Annotated in this window: 18 protein-coding genes and 1 pseudogene; 9 read left to right on the forward strand and 10 right to left on the reverse strand. The window is 69.3% G+C overall.

Translation table 11 applies throughout. The annotated features are described in order from the left end of the window. Positions 1-215: 215 nt before the first annotated feature. Positions 216-752 (forward strand): MFS transporter, encoded by a 537-nt coding sequence (locus tag ACOBQU_RS38830; protein WP_423635007.1) that lies wholly within the window; start codon positions 216-218, stop codon positions 750-752. A gap of 594 nt (positions 753-1,346) precedes the next feature. Here ACOBQU_RS38830 and ACOBQU_RS38835 read toward each other — a convergent pair. From ACOBQU_RS38835 to ACOBQU_RS38860, 6 genes are all read right to left on the reverse strand, one after another. After that, positions 1,347-3,134, reverse strand: coding sequence for a hypothetical protein (locus tag ACOBQU_RS38835; RefSeq protein ID WP_423634147.1), 1,788 nt, complete (start codon positions 3,132-3,134; stop codon positions 1,347-1,349). A 152-nt stretch (positions 3,135-3,286) separates the two neighbouring features. Beyond that, positions 3,287-3,472, reverse strand: a complete 186-nt coding sequence (locus ACOBQU_RS38840) for a hypothetical protein (RefSeq protein ID WP_423634149.1) — start codon at positions 3,470-3,472, stop codon at positions 3,287-3,289. A gap of 460 nt (positions 3,473-3,932) precedes the next feature. Beyond that, on the reverse strand, positions 3,933-4,154 hold the full coding sequence (locus ACOBQU_RS38845; protein WP_423634151.1) for a hypothetical protein: 222 nt from the start codon (positions 4,152-4,154) through the stop codon (positions 3,933-3,935). A 152-nt stretch (positions 4,155-4,306) separates the two neighbouring features. Then, positions 4,307-4,513: a type II toxin-antitoxin system CcdA family antitoxin gene (locus ACOBQU_RS38850; protein ID WP_423634153.1), complete on the reverse strand. Its 207-nt coding sequence runs from the start codon at positions 4,511-4,513 to the stop codon at positions 4,307-4,309. 57 nt (positions 4,514-4,570) lie between these two features. Continuing rightward, positions 4,571-4,822, reverse strand: coding sequence for a hypothetical protein (locus tag ACOBQU_RS38855; protein ID WP_423634155.1), 252 nt, complete (start codon positions 4,820-4,822; stop codon positions 4,571-4,573). A 118-nt stretch (positions 4,823-4,940) separates the two neighbouring features. Then, positions 4,941-5,291 (reverse strand): hypothetical protein, encoded by a 351-nt coding sequence (locus tag ACOBQU_RS38860; protein ID WP_423634157.1) that lies wholly within the window; start codon positions 5,289-5,291, stop codon positions 4,941-4,943. Positions 5,292-5,481: 190 nt separating this feature from the next. Here ACOBQU_RS38860 and ACOBQU_RS38865 point away from each other — a divergent pair. After that, a pseudogene (locus ACOBQU_RS38865) lies at positions 5,482-6,278 on the forward strand (IS5 family transposase). Here ACOBQU_RS38865 and ACOBQU_RS38870 read toward each other — a convergent pair. Beyond that, positions 6,233-6,583 (reverse strand): hypothetical protein, encoded by a 351-nt coding sequence (locus ACOBQU_RS38870; protein ID WP_423634159.1) that lies wholly within the window; start codon positions 6,581-6,583, stop codon positions 6,233-6,235. The pseudogene ACOBQU_RS38865 and the gene ACOBQU_RS38870 overlap by 46 nt on opposite strands. 87 nt (positions 6,584-6,670) lie before the next feature. Between ACOBQU_RS38870 and tpg the strand changes: the two genes are divergently transcribed. Next, positions 6,671-7,261, forward strand: coding sequence for a telomere-protecting terminal protein Tpg (gene tpg / locus ACOBQU_RS38875; RefSeq protein WP_423623434.1), 591 nt, complete (start codon positions 6,671-6,673; stop codon positions 7,259-7,261). Between the two features lie 113 nt (positions 7,262-7,374). Here the strand turns inward: tpg and ACOBQU_RS38880 are convergent, their stop codons facing one another. Next, on the reverse strand, positions 7,375-8,043 hold the full coding sequence (locus tag ACOBQU_RS38880) for a hypothetical protein (protein ID WP_423623433.1): 669 nt from the start codon (positions 8,041-8,043) through the stop codon (positions 7,375-7,377). Between the two features lie 159 nt (positions 8,044-8,202). Beyond that, entirely contained in the window at positions 8,203-8,796 is a 594-nt protein-coding gene (locus tag ACOBQU_RS38885) for a hypothetical protein (RefSeq protein ID WP_423623431.1), read from the reverse strand. On the opposite strand from ACOBQU_RS38885, the gene ACOBQU_RS38890 reads away from it, so the two are divergent. The 3 genes from ACOBQU_RS38890 (at position 8,773) to ACOBQU_RS38900 (ending at position 10,854) form a co-directional block, all read left to right on the forward strand. Then, a complete protein-coding gene (locus ACOBQU_RS38890; RefSeq protein ID WP_423623429.1) occupies positions 8,773-9,081 on the forward strand; it encodes a hypothetical protein in 309 nt (102 codons plus the stop codon). The genes ACOBQU_RS38885 and ACOBQU_RS38890 overlap by 24 nt on opposite strands. Further along, a complete protein-coding gene (locus ACOBQU_RS38895) occupies positions 9,078-9,344 on the forward strand; it encodes a hypothetical protein (protein WP_423623427.1) in 267 nt (88 codons plus the stop codon). The genes ACOBQU_RS38890 and ACOBQU_RS38895 overlap by 4 nt, the downstream gene beginning before the upstream one ends. A gap of 1,375 nt (positions 9,345-10,719) precedes the next feature. After that, positions 10,720-10,854 carry a hypothetical protein gene (locus ACOBQU_RS38900; protein WP_423623426.1) on the forward strand — a complete coding sequence of 45 codons (135 nt, stop codon included), beginning with the start codon at positions 10,720-10,722 and terminating at the stop codon, positions 10,852-10,854. A gap of 129 nt (positions 10,855-10,983) precedes the next feature. On the opposite strand, the gene ACOBQU_RS38905 is transcribed toward ACOBQU_RS38900, so the two are convergent. Further along, positions 10,984-11,868 (reverse strand): IS982 family transposase, encoded by an 885-nt coding sequence (locus ACOBQU_RS38905; protein WP_423634167.1) that lies wholly within the window; start codon positions 11,866-11,868, stop codon positions 10,984-10,986. A gap of 309 nt (positions 11,869-12,177) precedes the next feature. On the opposite strand from ACOBQU_RS38905, the gene ACOBQU_RS38910 reads away from it, so the two are divergent. The 3 genes from ACOBQU_RS38910 (at position 12,178) to ACOBQU_RS38920 (ending at position 16,285) form a co-directional block, all read left to right on the forward strand. Continuing rightward, the gene (locus ACOBQU_RS38910; RefSeq protein WP_423634161.1) at positions 12,178-13,518 is read left to right on the forward strand and encodes an AAA family ATPase; all 1,341 of its coding nucleotides are present in this window, start codon (positions 12,178-12,180) and stop codon (positions 13,516-13,518) included. A 33-nt stretch (positions 13,519-13,551) separates the two neighbouring features. Then, the gene (locus ACOBQU_RS38915) at positions 13,552-13,758 is read left to right on the forward strand and encodes a hypothetical protein (RefSeq protein WP_423634163.1); all 207 of its coding nucleotides are present in this window, start codon (positions 13,552-13,554) and stop codon (positions 13,756-13,758) included. Positions 13,759-14,413: 655 nt separating this feature from the next. Then, positions 14,414-16,285 carry an AAA family ATPase gene (locus ACOBQU_RS38920; RefSeq protein WP_423634165.1) on the forward strand — a complete coding sequence of 624 codons (1,872 nt, stop codon included), beginning with the start codon at positions 14,414-14,416 and terminating at the stop codon, positions 16,283-16,285. Positions 16,286-16,649: the final 364 nt, after the last annotated feature.

A 16,649-nucleotide genomic window follows, 5' to 3' on the forward strand; every position in this document is an offset into this window, starting at 1 on the left:
CTCCGCCATCACCGAACTCACTTGGGTGGCCGGGCCCGCACTCACCGCCGCTCTCATCACCGGCCTTGGCCACATCGCCCCGATCGCCTGCGCAGCCGCGTTCTGGGCAACCGGCTGCCTCCTAGTACGCAGAATCCCGGGCCACCGAACACCCACGCCAGCCTCAGCAGCCTCCCAGAGCACCGGAAAACTGCTGGCCAGCCGTCCTGCCCCTGCTGCTCCTCGACTTCAGCATCGGCATGAACCTCGGCACCCTCGATGTCGCGCTCCCCGCACTGCTGCACACGCGCGGCGCAGCACCGGCAGGCAGCGGGCTGCTCATCGCTGCGCTGTCGCTGTCCAGCGCAGCGACTGTTCTGCTGCTGACCGTGCCGACGGCTGAACGGTTCCTCGACAAGGGCTCTGACGCACGCCGGTCGGTGGTGTGCCACGCCATGTACGGGCTGGTCTTCCTCGCCCTGCTGCCACTGCCTCCCTTCGCCGCCGTGCTGGCACTTGTCCTGCTGGCCGGATGCTTCCTGGGCCCCGCGGTCAGCTTCACCTTCGCTCTGGTGCCCCAGCGCGTCAGCCCAGACCGGCACAGCGAGGCCTTCGCCCTCTTCATGTCCGTCAACGCGGTGGGAACCGCACTGGGAACCCTGACCGCCGGCATGCTCACCGAGCACGTGTCCGTGTCCGCCGCCCTCGTCCCGGCTGCCATTCCGCTGCTGGCAGCCGCAGTGGTCGCGGCCACAACACGATGGGCGCGGTGAATCGCCCGTGCTGCCCCGCCCCGTCCCGACGTGACCCGGCTCCGGCCCCGGGCACAGACGTCGGCGGCCAGGAGCTGGTCCCTGAGGGCCTGGCCCTGTGCCCGGGGTGCTGGGGCGGCGTGCCCGCGCCGCACGCACCGGATCGCCCGCTATCACATGAGCGGCGGCAGGCGTCTACGGTGTCGACCTTCCCCAGGTCGCCATGCACCGGACCCGCAGGAGTGCCAAGACACGCTCGCGGCGCGTTGGGCCGTCGTCCTGGGGCGCCGCGGGTCCCGTCGATCGCGGAGGCGGAGGAGCGCTCGTGGCGTCCTGGACGCGCTCGTCTTGTGCCACGGGCACGGGAGCTACCGCGCGAGTTGCGATCCTGAGTCGGAGGCGATCAACACCGCCGGATCACCTCCGCTCGAGCGGAGTCGGCAACGACAGCCTCACCGCGGCGCTCGCCGAGCAGCGCGGGTCTGCGATGCCTGCCGCCGCTTCCCCTGCTGTGCCAGGCGTGTCTGCGGGCGGCGAAGCCACCATATGCGGCACACGGGCCAAGGCAGGTGAAGTCGAGCCTGTTTCGGAGCCTGTGGCTGGCGGAGCGCCAGGTCAGGACATGCGTGCCTGGGCGGGTGTGTCGTCCAGGGAGTCGAGGACCTGGCCGAAGGTCATCTTCTCATCGTCGTAATCGAAGGTCATGGCGGCGGCGAGGGCCTCCCACCGCTGCCTGCTGCGTCCGCAATGCTCCAGCAGGATCGTCAGGGCGACTTCGGGCTCGTGGCCGGTGAGAACCTCGTCAGCGGGGATCTGGCGCAGGTGCTCCAAAGTGCGGTAGCGGGACTTCACGACGGCGCCGTAGACCTCAGAGCGGGAGAGGATCTCACCGGCGGCGGGGGAATCGAGCCAGGACTGTAGGACGGCCGCGGGATCGGGGTGCTTGCCGAGTTCCTCGTCGTCCACCAGCCGCACCACACCGTCGCCCTCGTCTTCGGGCACCGGGACGGCGGCCGCCGCGGCCAGGAACCAGTCGGGGCCGTCGACCTTCTCAGCGATCCAGGCCAGTTCAGCGGGGTGCAGCCCATTCAGAACGTCCGCGACGGCGGCGTGCGGCGTGTGCGGGTTGGCGGCGAGAACGGTCAAGGCCTGGACCCGGCGGTGCTCGAAGTGGCGTTCCAGGAGCCGGGCCGGGCGGTCGTGGTTCGGGTCGACGTTGCCGAGCACGCGGATCAGGGCCCGGCTCGGCTTGGGGGAGACGACGGCTGGCGGATCCAGCCGGGCGAGCTGGGCGCAGGCCCCGGCGAGGTGGTCGGGATTGGCGCTGAGGAGGGCCAGATCCTCGGCGAGGCGCAGGACGCGGCCCTCGAACTCGTAGTCGCCCTCCTGCTTGTCGCACCAGGTGAGCAGCTGGCCGCGGGTGACGAGCGCGTCGGCGGCCGCGTGTAGCTGGTCGGCGGCAAGGTCGGCCAGGCGCGGGTTGCTGCGGACGCGGTTCGCGAGGTGGTGCAGGGTCCGGCGGGCGGTCACCTGCGGGTTGGGCAGGTCGGCCAGCTCGGGCAGGCACAGGGCCGGAAGGCAGGCGCGCAGCAGATCCTCGCTGAGCGCGGGAGCCGGGTCGGCGGGGAGCTCCTCACCCTGGGGGTCGGTGGCGCGGAGCCGGGCGTCCTCGAGGGCCCGCGTCTCGGCCTGGTCCAGCAGCAGGTGCTGGACAGCCGCCCCGAGCTCGGGGTGAGCGGTGAGTTGCGCCCACCGCTCGGGGCAGCGGGCCAGCATCGCCCAGCCGTCGCGGCCGCTCAGCTCCAGCGACCAGTCCTTCGAGTACGCGGACAGGGTTTTCCAGCCCTCTTCGGGCTCCGGGTGGAGCAGGTACGCGGCGAGCGGGGTGAGGCAGGCTTCCAGGACGGCGTCGAACAGCTTCTGCGGCACGGGCGGGGCCGACGGAGTGTTCTTGGTGCGGGTGTAGCGGTCGGGGTCCCAGTCCCGGACGACCTGTTCCACCTCGTGCTGGGGGAGGCGGGGCAGGAGCGCGATGGCCGCCGCGACCTGGTCGGCGTGGCGTGCCAGTGCGGAGATGAGCCCGGCCCAGGCCCGGCGGTGCCGGAGGACAGCGGGCACGTCGGCGGCGGTTACGGTGCCGTCGGATGCCAGGGCTGCCAGCGTCTTCTCGTCGGCGTGCATCAGGAGCTGGCCGCGCAGCCGCTTGGCGGAGGTCCGGGCCAGCAGCGCGGGCAGTGCGGCCTTGAGGGCTTTCTCTCGCCACCGGTCGGCTTGGGCGTCGAAACCCTCCGGCGTCGTCGCCGGAGTGCACAGGGCTTCGATCACCGTCTTGAGCGCTTCCTTGGGGAGCTCCTCGCTCAGCGCGAGATCCCGCCACAGCGGGTACGTACGGGCGTTGACCATCCTCGGAATCCCCTCCCATATCTGACCCGGCGTCACCGCCCGGTCGCTATCTGTAGAAGCGACCGTACGGCGCACCCGGCCCGATCGGGGCGTGATCAACGAAGTCGCCTCGCTTTCATGCGGTACGCCGATGCCAGGGGCGCCATGGCGAGTCAGGAGCGCGGGATGAGTCCGGGCATCGAGGAGGCGGCCGTCTGGGCCACATCCTCGCGTGGGGAACCGAAGGTCGCTCGGCTGCTTCCGGTGAGTTCGTGGATCAGGGCGCTGAGGCCGTCGTCGTCGAAGGTGCGGTGGGCGTAGTCGATCGCGGCGAGCACCAAGGCCTGGCAGGCAGTCATGTTGGCGGCCGCCACGACGCTCAGGGCCCGGCGGGTGAGGTGGTCGTCCAGGGCGACGCAGAACCCCCATGCACTGGACCAGAGCGAGGGATTCCTCCTGGGGAAGCAGATCGGCGATGGCGTCGACGGCTACGAGACCGAAGTCGATCGCGACCTGGCAGGCGTGATGGCACACGGCTAGGTCGGCGGCGAACTCGCCGGTCAGCGGAGCGTGCCCCTCGGGCGTCGTCAGGCGGGTCCCCGTCGGCGTCTTGTTCGAGCGCAGGGTGTCGAGCAGGTGCGGGGAGGAGCCACAGGCCCGCGACCCCGATGGCCGTGACCATCACGGTCAGCACCACGGCGTCGACATCCCTGTTCGCGGACCCGAAAGCGGGCCATCAGGGACAGGGCGACGACGAAGACCGTGAGGAACCGCCCAGCCTGTGCGGCCCAGGAGGAACGGGCGGGCCTTGGTGCTCCACTACCAGGGCGTGCTGGAGAGCGTGGTGAGGCTGAAGCCGGGGAGCGGGACGACGATCGGCAGCCAGGGGCGGTTATCGTCGGCGGGAAGCTGTTGGCCCCGGCGGCCGCCCATGTGGTGCAGGAACCACAGGTACAGCGGGATGCTGACGTGCGTGCACAGCCGCAGCGCCGCTCGCAGCGCCCAGTCGGCCGGGCCGGTGCACATCTTCCCCCTCGCCATGATCACGGCGGTAGTGGCCAGCACCTGGAGGCTATGTGCATTTGTGAGAACTGGCCACCGATCCGGCCGGAACAGCCAGCCGGGCCCGGTCGGCCCGGCGTGTGGCAGCAGCCCGCTCAGCGGCAAGACGGGCCCCGAGGAGCTGCTTGCTTCTACATGAGGCCCAGGGCGACGCGCAGGGCTGCGGGGATGCGGTCTACGGTCTCAGAATCGACCTCACGCCAGGCCCTTACGGCGGGGGCCGCATCGCGCAGCTGCTGGGCCCTGAGTGCGCGCTCCACGTAGGCCGACAGGTTGCCGCCGGAGGCGGCGCGGGCATGGGCAACAAGATCATCCGGCAGCGTGACCGTAGTGCGCATACGAGTGCTCATACGGTGGAGCAACCTCGTGTATGGCCGCAGTGGCGTTCACCGTCATTACAGCAGCCCGGACAGCGGCAGGACGCGCTCGGTGAGCTGCCCGCGCAGCCGCCCGTGACCGGCGTCGACTTCGATGTCGGTGAGCCAGTCGGTGGCGAGGAGCAGCTCGGGGTGCTCGGTGACCTGGTCGGGTGCCAGGGCGCAGAACGCGGCGGCCTGGTCCAAGTCGAGCCCGCCGTACTCGAGGCGTCCGGGGTATCCGCCGGGGCGGGTGTGGGCGGCAGTGTGCCCCGCTTGACGAAGGCTCACTCATAGCCAAGCCGGATGCCGAGTGCGCTCTGCCCGCCGGATCCCACCAGGCGCGGCGGGACATCCTTAACCGTCACATCGAGGGCCGCGGCCGCCGACGCCGGTAGACGGCTCGCCGTCAGGCCGCGGGCGGCTGGCTGGAGGGCGTGGCCTGATCGGCGGACTGGTCCAGCTGCTGGTGGCGCCGCTGCTCGTCGCGGTGCTGGTAGACGCGCTGGATGAACACCTGCAGCGCCTCGCCCTCGCGGCCGTTCCCGTACTCGCTGTACGGGCCGATGCCGAGCCGGACGGCGTTGGCCTCCTCTCCGATGGCGTCGGCTGTCTGTTGGAGGAAGTAGTTGTAGTAGCCGGTGAACAACGCGGCCACCGTGATGGCGAAGCTGATGCCTGTCAGGGTGACGCTCTGCCAGGTCAGCTCCTTGCCGGTGTCCAGGGCTGCGATCCTGGTCGTGGAGGCTGAGCTGAACATGATGAGGGTCCGCAGGCTGTTGTGAATGCGCTGGTACTTGCGGCTGTCGGCCTGGTACCGCTCGGTCGTGGCCTTCAGCTCGTCGCCCGGACTGACGGTCGGCTCGTCGTCAGGAGTCTTGGATGCTTCAGCGCCTGGGGCTCTAGGCAGGGTCTTCAAATGGTCACTGCTGGTGGATCATGGTGTCGTGATACGTCGCCATGAACTGTCGGACGTCGAGTGGGAGTTCGTCCGGCCGCTGCTGCGCAAGTCGGTGCGAGGGCGCAAGCGGCTGGACGACCGTAGGGTCCTGAACGGGATCGTGTGGAAGTTCCGGACCGGGACGGCCTGGCGGGACGTGCCCGAGCGCTATGGTCCGTGGGCGACGCTGCATACGCGTTTTCGCAGGTGGGCGGAGGATGGAACATTCGACCGGATGCTGCGGGCCGCTCAGGCCAAGGCCGACGTGGCGGGCGATGTCGAGTGGCTGGTGTCGGTCGACTCCACGATCGTCCGGGCTCACCAGCACGCGGCCGGGGCTCGAAAGGGGGCTCGGTGCCCCGGCCCTCGGCCGGTCCCGAGGCGGCCTGACCAGCAAGATCCATCTGGCCTGTGACGGGCGGTAACACCAACGACTGCACCCGGTTCACCGCCGTGATGGAGGCGATCCGGGTGCCCCGCAGGGGACCGGGGCGGCCCCGGGTCCGGCCCGACCACGTCCTGGGCGACAAGGGCTACAGTTCGAAGGCGATCCGCACCTGGCTCCGCCGCGAGGGCATCGCCCACACGATTCCCGAACGGGCCGACCAGGTCCGCAACCGGGCCCGACGAGGCAGCCGCGCAGGCCGCCCGCCGACCTTCGACCGCGTGATCTACAAGCACCGCAACGTCGTGGAACGGTGCTTCAACCGCCTGAAGCAGTGGCGTGGCATCGCCACCCGGTACGACAAGACCGCCGAGTCCTACAACGCAGCAGTCGCCCTCGCGTCACTCCTGATGTGGGCGTGACGTTCGACGACAGAACCTAGCACCTTGCGGACCGCCGACGGCGGCGGCAGGCGCTCGGTAGGCACAGCGTCATAGGAGATGCCGTCGACCGGCCGGACGTGCTCGGGGGCGCGCACCCATACCCGGTACTCCGCGGCCTGGACGTCGCCGTCGGCGGTGTTGTGGTACGTGGGCAGTCCCACCTCGTACAGCCAGCCGCGCGGCGTCTCGCGCCGGGCCCACAGCCGGGCGGTAAGTTCCTGCCCGTCCGGCAGGACCACCAGCACCGGCACGGGGGCGGGCGGTCCGTCCGAGGGCGTCGTCATGCCGTCCACGGTATGCAGACCCGGCCGACCTTGCGGGTTGCCAGGCGCGGGACCCTGTCCACGGGCCCGGTCGGGCCTGATGATCACATGACTGACGACGACGTGAAGCGCGCGGCCCGGACCCGAGCCAAGATCTTGGACGGCCTCGACCGCGCGGAGCGGGCCCTGTTCACCCGGCCCGCGCCGAAATCCGCGCGAGCCCAGATGAAATTCCTTCGCACGCGGGAGAAGGGCTCCACCAAGTCCCTGGCCGAGCGTCTGGGCGTCTCCCGCAAGACGGTGCAGCGCTACCTCTCGGGCGCGTCCACCAAGCCCAACAAGCGCCTCCAAGCCGTGCTGGTGGAAGAGACCGAGTCTGTGTGGCAACCGCAGGTCAGGGCGCAGGCCAGGCAGCGGGCGGCGTCCTCGGGCGGGCTGGTCATCTCCTGCCGGGCGTACTTCGGCCTCGGTCCGGAGGGCACCTCGGACGCGGGCCGGGTACGGGACATCACGGTCGCCGTCAGCCCCTCCCCCGCGGGCGCCATCATCGCCGCACAGGAGGAAGGTGCGACGCAGAGCGATCTGCATAACGCGGTCGCGGAGGCCATCGCGGACGCCTATTTCCGTCAAGGCGGTGGCGGACGTGCGGGCCTGGAGGTGAAATTCGCAGACGTGGAGTGGCTCAACATCCGCTTTTAGCAGCGCAGAATTCCCGGCTGCGATCAACTTGTCCGTTGATCAGAAGCACGATAGGTGCCACCGAAGCAGGTAGTTGTCACCAAGATCGCGGTGCAGGCCACTTGCCTCGCCTTTCAGCGGAGAAGAATGTAAAGCAGGCAGCAGACGGCGGTGAGCACTAGCAACGGTACCAAGAGGGCGAGGCGCACCCTCCACCTCGTGTACAACGGCAGAGGGCCAAGAACGATGGATCCGGTGATCTCGGGGAGGCGGGGCGGGCCCCACCGATATGTACCGTCGTCTTGGAGAGTGCCTAGACAAAGTCCACCGGTGAGGTTGCGCTGCCAGCGGCGGCCCGACGCATCGGTAAACAGCGTAGTGATTTCGGCCAGGCGCGGCTGTTCACCTGAGGTGGGCAGCTCGACCTCATGTGTGCATTCGCCTTGCAGGTCGAAGGGCTGCGAGCAGTGCAGCACCGCAGAGCCCACGGTGTGGACCACCTGCACGTCCGTGACTGGTAGCGGGCCCCGATTGGCGACCGAGACCAGCCAAGGGCCTGGCGCACTGTCTGTGTCATCAGCGGTCGGTCTGCGAGTGAGCCTGATCTGTACGGTTCTGGCCTGCGCCACCTCCTCAGACCTTGCGCGGCTGAGCGACCGGGCCATCTCGGCGGCTTCGTCGGCGGAACGCTGCCGGTCCGCTTCGGCCTTCTCTCGTCGCTCCTTCGCGATGACCCGCCGACGGTCCGCAACGGTGATCCATAGCGCCGTCAGGCTGGTGAGTAAGCCGACGATGGCAGTCATAAGCGTGATCACCACACAAGGTTGACGGGGGCTCATTGTCCTGTCCATGGTCTGACGGAGCAGTACATCTGGTGACAACAGTCATGCTTGCGCTGCCGGTGACAGGTAGTGCGCCCGCCTGGTGACAACTACCGTGCTTCGCCGCGCCGACCCCGCTGGTCAGGGGCCACCGACAGTGACAACTATCGCGCTTCGGCACATCCGTAGCCGCCGCGTCCGACGCGCGTCGGTCGGATATCCCGTCCATTCTCCGTGACGATTGAGAGGCCCGTGTGAGCACCCCTGCGCCCCGTTCCCGCCGCCGTCCCCGCGTTCCCGCGCCCGGCGCGGCCGCGCCCCGCCAGCCGGTCGACCAAGCGAAGGGCGGCCGCAGCTCGGTCTCCCGGCGGGCAACCGGTATGACCCGCCAACGAGGCCGCCGTCACGCTCGAGGACGCCCGGCTGCAGCACATCGACCGGGATCGCGAAAACCTGGCCGACGACGAACGCGGCCCGGCCGAAGTTGCTGAGTGGCAGCGCATCGCGCAGCTGCTCGCCACCACCGGCGGCACCTACGACCCAAACGGCGACGCCGTCGTCCAGGACGAGCTCGCCGCCCACCAGCGAGCCGCGGAAGCCGAGCAGCAGCGCCTCCAGGAGCAGCAGCTCGCCGCCCGCGCCGACGAACTCGCCGCGCTCGCCCGAGCCGGCCGACTCGACCGAACCGTGAAGACCCGGCCCGGAGACGAGTTGGCCCGCGAGCTCCTGATCCACCGAGGCGACCACCACCCCGTGGTCGAGGGCTGGCTGGCGCAGGCCTTCGCCGACCGCTCCGGGCACTACGCCGACCCGGCCACGCGCACGGCCGCCGCCGACTCGCTGCCTGACCGGGTGAGGGCCCATGCCGCGCTGCTCACTGCCCTCGCTCGCACCGGCGCTCCGGTCGCCGATGGCGACCTCGAGTTCGCCGGCCGTCTCGCCCAGGCCGACCCGGACGCCACGACCGCACTCGCCGCCTGGCTCGACAACGCGGCCGCGGTGAAGGGCGGCACGGCATGAGCGCGGCGGACGAGGTAGTGGCCACCTGGAGCGAACACAGCGAGACCGGCCACCACTACGAGGACCTGCTCGCCGACGGCTCGGTCATCGCCTGGACCGAGCCACACTTCGGCGAGACGCTCTACCCCGGCGACGACGGCCCCGACTACAACCCGAGCTGCCACTGCCTGCGCGACCCGCGCCAGTTCTGTCTGGAGTGCGCCGGCTACGCCGCCTGCGGGCAGTGCACCGGCCCGCACGTCTGGCCGCCGCTACAGACCTGATCACCCCTGTCGCGCTCACCGAGCGTCACGCTTGGTTGTCACGTCCCCTTGTCACGCCGCCTGTCACGTCACCGGGAAGCTGCGTGACAGCACTCGCTCCAAAGCGAATTAATTCGGACATTCAGGTGCGAAATCGGCCCGGCTCCTCCTCCGGGCCGATTTCGCGTGACAAGACGCGACAGCGTGACACCCCACCGCTTACGCTTGCGACGTCCAAGCAGCCTGAAGTGCTCGCGCGGGGCTCGGAATTGCGATTGTTCCGTCCTGTCAGGGCTCGGTAAGCCCGACCGGCTTGCGCCGGCGCGGATGGGTTCGACTCCCATCGCGACAGGGGCGGTTCATTAGCCGTCCGTGTTCCATCAGCGGGATTTCGGAGGTGCGGACTGTGTCGAAGATCAAGAACAAGCACGGAGAACTGGTGGAGCGATTCGCCATCGCGGCGGCGGTCAAGGTCCTTTGGGGCCTGATCGTTGAACTGGTCATCCGCCCGTACAACTGATCTCGCGCAGATGGGCCCGGCCTCCGCGTCGGGCCCATCACCTGACGACCGAACACCGCATCAACCGCCCTTGCCGATGGCCTTGCAGCAGACCCCTCAACGTCACGCGGGTGACCTCAGATAGGTCTACGACCTTGCTCTCGCGTTCCAGTTGAACTGGTTGCCGCAGGCCAATGACCCAATCCAGAACCAGATCATCTGAGACAGGACACTTGCCTCGCCGAAGCACGACTAGGGCCCGGCAGGTCAGAAGCCTCGGAGCGAGGCGTCGTGGTGGCCGCCGGAGACGGGCGCGTCCATGAGGTGCAGCCAACGGAGCGGAATGGTGAGCGTGCCGACCCCGGGGGAGCTTCACGGGATCGCCCGCGGCCTCGAGCGTCCCGGTGACTTGGTAGCCGTGACCGGGCGGCAGGCCGACGGCCTCCACCTGGTCCTCGGTGAGCTCCAACGTGACGTGGGTCGTGGAGACCATCCACGGGCCTTGGGCGGTCCGGGCCTCGGTGTCGACGTCCGTGACGGACAGCGGGAAGTACGTTCCGCGCAGCCAGATCAGGGCCAATCAGGAGTCGTCCATCGTCTCCGGCCGGTACCGCCGGTGCGGCAGCGCGACCGGCACCTCGCAGCGATACGTCTGCCCCACCTGGACGTCCTTAGCGCGCATACCTCCAGCCTGCTCCAACCATGCGCCAACGCCTGAACAGCCAGCCGTGAACAGTCCGACCTGTGTCATCGAGCCCCCGTTTCCCCAGGTCGTCGCGACCACCTGTGTCACTGCTCAGCTGTGTCATCGGGTGGGTTTCGTCCGTACCCGGCTCCCGCGCCCCGCCCCGGCGATACCGTGGTGACACACGCCAGAGAGAAGCCCAGGAGCCCCGGATGAGCCAGCAGCCGGCCCCCGCGTCCGCCCGTCAGCCCCTCGACGAGCACGCCGCCGCATCGGCCCGCGCGTACGCGGCCGCGGAGCGCGCCAAGACGGACGTCCTCGCCTCGGTCCTGAGGAAGAAGGGATAGTTGCCCCTGACTACGGTCTGCGCGAACTCCAGGCCCCACACTGGCTGTTGGGAGTCATCCCTGTAGCCCGAGACGAGAGCAGGAGAAGCCGAGCCCTGCAGCCCCACTAGATGATTGAGTCCGATGTCTTCAGTGGTCGTAGGCGATCAGGGATCGTTTGGTCTTGGTGTCGGTGGTCCAGTTGTGCCAGATAGCGGCGGCGAGGGCGAGGAGTCGTTGTCCGGTGCGGGCGAAGACTCCGGCCGGGGTTCTGCCGCCGTGCTGTTCGAGGCTGAGCTGGCCCTTGAGCGTGTCGATCACGGCTTCGATCCACTGGCGGACACGGGCGGTCTTGCCGTGCCGGAGCGGCTCGTCCTTGCGGTCGGGCCGCACCAGGTAGACGCCGAACCGATCGGTCAGCAGGGCCTCGAACTCTTTCCCGGCGAAGCCCTTGTCCGCGAGGATCACCTGTCCTTGGCGGAGGAGGTGGTGGTCGCGTTGCAGCAGGGCGGCCATCACCTCGCGTTCGCCGAGTTTGGGGTTGGCCAGGCACCAGGTGACGGGCATGCCCTCGGCGGTGGTGACCAGGTAGAGCCTCAATCCCCAGAAGAACCGGGAGTGGGAGCGGCAGTAGCCGTAGCCGCAGTGTCCCGCGAGGCTGGACCGTTTGACGGTCTCGCGGGACGCGGCGCAGGGCAGCGGGGCGGAGTCGATCAGTCGCAGATTGTCGTGCCAGGTCGGGATCTGCCGGGCCAGCGCCTCGATTGCGTGGCTGATCAGCGGGCCAGCTGCGTTCAGGCGCTTGTTGTAGGCCGATTGCTGGGGCAGATAGCGGAACAGGTGCCCCAGCCGGGCATGCGCGAAGCGGATCCAGTGGCGGGTGGAAGGGAACCCGAGCAGGACCTGGGCCACCGCCAGGCACAGCAGTTCGGCGTCTGCCAGTTTCGGAGGTCGCCCGATCCGGCGACGCGGGACCACATGGTCATCGATGAACACGTACAGTGCCGCCAGAAGGGCGTCCAGGCCAGGAATCACACCCAAGCCAACGGGCGCCCTTCGCCATGGTCGCGGCCAGCCCAAACATCGGACTCAATCATCTAGGGGTTCATCAGAGATGTGAATGGGCGGGGTTGTGGTGGTGGGTTGGTCGGCAGTGGGTTCTGAGTGGTTGATGGCTTGTTGAGCGGTATGTCTGATGGCAAGCGCTGCTGGATTGTGGCTGTCATGAGGTGATCAATTGGCTGTTATGGCATGAGAGTTCGGCTTAGCACACCTGGTCTCTGGCTGTAGTGGGGATGAGCATTCCTGTGTTCGGGTCTGGGCGGCGGGTGTGTGCTGAGGGCTATGACTGCTGAGTCGTCTCTGTCGCTGTCACCGGACTGGAAGCGCACCGCGTCGCGTTCGCGGGAGCGTGCCCTGTCCTGGCAGGTGGTGGTGCGTCGTCTTCTCGTGCTGGATGAGGCCGGGAAGCTGGAGACAGTGCACGTGCGGATCGCGGCACAGTCCGCCGGGGTATCCGCACGCACGGTATGGCGCTGGCTTGCAGCTGCGCGGGAGTCGGGTCGTATGGAGCCTGTACCACGCCGTCCCGCGTTCACGTTCACTGACGCGCTTTGGAAGCGCCTGTCCCAGGTGGGCGGGAACGTGGCCGCGTTGCACCGCTGGATGACCGACCATGTTGATGAGGTCCTGCCCGATCTGGGCAGAGAGGCACTGCCGTCGCTCGCGACGCTGCATCTGGCGGTGCGCCGTGAACACAGCCAAGGCCGCGTCCTTCAGGTCACCCGCCCTCGCTTTGCCCGCGTGGATCCCGCGGGATACGACCGTGCGCTGGCTGAGCTGGCGTTGCCGGGTACGGTCGACGAGGCTGGCCAGGCGACTGCCGATCCTGCCCCGAAGGAGGGTGCGGACAGCGCTGAGTCGGCCAGTGCCTCGCCGTTCAGCGACAGCGGTGTGCGCCTGTATGTACCGGGTGCGCATGTCGTGTCGACGAGCCAGCTCGGCGAGGTGGCTGAGGCTCTCGCCCACACCATCGCTGCGCGGGGGATCGTGTGCGTGTACGGGGACCCCGGGCACGGCAAGACCGTCGCGGTCCATCAGGCGCTGCGCCTGCTGCCACGCCGCTTTCCGGTGCACCGCGCGCTGGTGGCCGTGAAACCCGCCTTGCCGCAGCTACGGGCTGCGCTGCTCGCCGCGTTCAACCTGCCCGCCAAAGCGCTGTCGAGTCGCACGGATGCGGCTGATCGCGCGCTGCTTGAGGCATTCCGGGCCCCGGGCGTGCTGGTCACCGATGACGTGCAGCGCATCGCCGCGCCCGAACTGGACTATCTGCGTCTGCTCGTGGACGCGCCGACGACCCAGACTTCCCTCGTGCTGTGCGGTGCGGGTGCCGAACGCACCCTGGCGCGGGCTCCCGCGCTGGCCTCCCGGGTGTTGACCTGGCAGCAGGTGCCCCGCCTGGACGGGGCCCAAGTCCCCGCGGTGCTGCGCCTGTTCCATCCGCTGTGGGACGCCGCGACGGACGCTGACCTGCTGCACGCCGATGCCACGTGCGCGAAGGGGAACTTTCATACCTGGGCGAAGATCACCTCTCACGCGTACGCGGCTCTCGCCCGCACTCCCGGGACTGTGGTGGACCGTGCCCTGTTGTCCGGGGCCTGTTCCCGTCTCGGTCCCACCCCCTGACCGACCCCACCCCACGGGCCGAAGGACATCCCTATGACCGCGACCACCCCCGACGACGACGCCCCGACGCTGTCACCACCGCTGGACGAGCCCGTGCTGGACGCCGCATCATTGACCGCGTTGCGGGCCCCGGCCGTACGCCGTCTGCTCGCGCTGCGTGCCCAGCGCCGGCTCACCCGCGGCCACGTGCGCACCACCGCCCAGTGCCTGAATGTCTCGGACCGCACCGTGTGGCGTTGACTCGCCGAAGCCACCGCCACACCCGCCTCGGCCGCCCGTCCGGGGGCACGCCGTGTCGAACGGTTCGAGATCACTGCTGAGATCCGGGTGCTGTTGGCGTACTGGCACGGCAATGCCTCCGCGGTCCACCGTGAACTTGTCGCCCGCGCCCGGGCCGCCACCGATCCCGAGCCGTCCGAGGAGACCGACACCCCGCCGAGCATCGACCCCGACCCGCCGCGGCCTGCCAAACCTGTTCCGGGCGGCGCCCCACCAGCTGCCGTGCCGCTGCTGGATCCTGTGCCGTCGCTGCCGACGTTCCTGCGCGCGGTGCGCCGGGATCTGACACCGGGGGAGCGGGCTGGCTACCGCTACGGCCTTGAAGTAGCCCGTGCCCGGGATGTCTTCGCCAAGCGGCCCCGCATGTGGCGTAATCACGTCTGGGAGGCCGATCACGTCCAGGCCCCGCTGCGCGTCGACGCGGACGGCGACCTCGTTCCCCCGTACGTCACGTGGTTCATCGACTGCGTGACCAAGGCCATCACCGGCCTCGCCGTCACCCCCGGCACCCCCACCCGTGCCTCGGTCCTGGCCGCGCTGCGCTCCGCCGTCCTGCGCACCGAACCCTATGGCCCCTTCGGCGGACTGCCCGAGCACGTCCGCTTCGACCGCGGCCGTGACTTCCTCCCGCACCGTCACCACCGCGCTGACCGCCCTAGACGCGAATATCACCGTCTTGCCGCCCTACACTCCCCACCTGAAGGGCAGTATCGAGAACCTCAACCACTGCGCCACCGCCATGCTGTTCACCGCCCTTCCCGGCTACGTCCCCAAGAAGCCGCGCCGCCGTCCCGACCCCCGCCCGCGAACAGCGCAGCCGCTGTCGTTCGAGGCGTTCACCGAGCACCTGCTGGCCTGGGCCCTGTGGTGGAATACCGAGCACCGTCCCGCTGAACTGCGCGGCGCCACCCCACTCGAAGCGTGGCAGACCGATCCGACCCCGCTCAACGATGTCCCTCCGGCAGACGTATGGTCGTTCATGCTTGAGGACGACGCCCGCCCCCGCACCATCACCAGCCACGGCGTACGCTTCCGCAACCGCGACTACATCGCCGACTGGATGACCGGACAAGCAGGTCTGAAGGTCACGGTGCGGTTCATGCCCCACCACACCCACGAGCTCGAACTCTGCACACCTCACGGCCGTCACCTGGGCACTGCCTATCTGGCCGATCAGGCCACCGACGAGCAACTCGCCGCACTGCGCCGTACCCGTACTCAGCGCGCCCGGCGCCTGCGCGCCGAGGCGAAGACTGCTGAACATCTGCGTCATACCCGCTTCGCCCCCGCCACCGAACCGGGTCAACCGCGCCGCCTGGATGCCATGACCGCCACCGCCGCCGCCCGTGAACTCGACCAGCCCCCAGATCTCGCAGCCCTGGCGCTGCCCGACCTCGATCCCACCCGCCCCACCCCCATCCGACTGGGCCATCCCCAAGGCACTGAGGGCCCGTACCCGTCCTGCCGAACCTTCTGCCTCCAGCGAGGACACCCCATGACCGGTAGCCACCTGCCACCCGCGCCCACCGACCAGTACGTCACTCCGCCCGACGCCCGCCTGGTGAGCACCCGCGCGCTGCTCACTGCCCGGGAGAACCTCGCAGACACGATCGATGCCCGCGCGATGAACTGGCGCGTCCACGGCGGCGCCGGATTCGGCAAGACCATGGCCGTCACCAGTTGCCTGCGCGAACTCGAACCGGACGAGGACATCCGCCGCATCACCTTCCACGCCCGCGCCACCACCCGGGCGGTGCGCCACGAACTGCACACCGCCCTCGAAATGCCGGGCCAGCCCCCGCGCTACGCCAGCGAGTTCGATCACCTCCTCAAACACACGCTGGCCAGCCACCCGCGCACGCTCGTCCTGGACGAAGCCCAGTGGCTCCAAAGCGACCAGTTGGAGTACGTCCGATACCTCTGGGACGACCCCTACACCCAGCTCGCCGTCATCTTCGTCGGCGGCGAAGTCTGCCACGCCGCGCTGCGCAAGGAACCGATGCTGTCCTCCCGGATCTTCATCTGGCAGCGCTTCACTCGCCTCACTGCTGACGAGGTCCTGGAGGTTATCCCGCTCTACCACCCGATCTGGGCCGACGCAGACCCCGACGACATCGCCTACGCTGACCGCCACGCAGCGCACGGCAACTTCCGCAACTGGGCTCGGCTCACTGCCCACACCCTCACAGCCCTCGAACGGACCAGTCGCGCCAACCCTGACCAGGAAACGCTCCGCTGGGCCTTTAGCAAGACTCGGGTGAAGCCTGACGCCATATCAGGAAGCTGGCTCAGGTGCTGCGTTGCACGAAGCTCCGAGTTCACCCACGCGGGGGTATCAGGCACAACCTCCCCAGGCCTACCCTCACGAAGGCCCCACAGATCCGGGCACCGGCTGCGCAGACCAGTGACACCCGGGTGCCGATCCGGTGGCGCACCGCGAGGGAGGCGCTCCTTCCAGAAACGATCCGCACCACATTTTGATGCATGAGGGAGACACGGCGTGAGGCGGGGCTGAGGTCTTTAACCATCTACCGCCCAATGCTTCACCACACAGAGCCCGAACACACCCCCTCTCTCGCTGTTGCCCGGGCCGCAGGCCCGTTGGACGGGCCACGCGAAGCGTGGCACGGCCCTGCTCGGCGCGGAGCGCCACAGGTGGCTGGAGCGCAGCGGAAGCCGCCGGCCGGGCGAAGCCCGGCCGCGCCTCGCAACGCGAGGCGCCTGCGCTGCAGTTGACGGTGCGCGCGCGGCGCGCGTGCCGCCTGGCGGGGAGGCGGAGCGAACCGCTCGCGCTCACGCGGAGCGGGAGCGGCCGCCCGCACAGCGGGCGGTTGGCTTCTTCGCGCGCAGCG

Source organism: Streptomyces sp. G45, assembly GCF_049542095.1.
Taxonomy (GTDB): domain Bacteria; phylum Actinomycetota; class Actinomycetes; order Streptomycetales; family Streptomycetaceae; genus Streptomyces.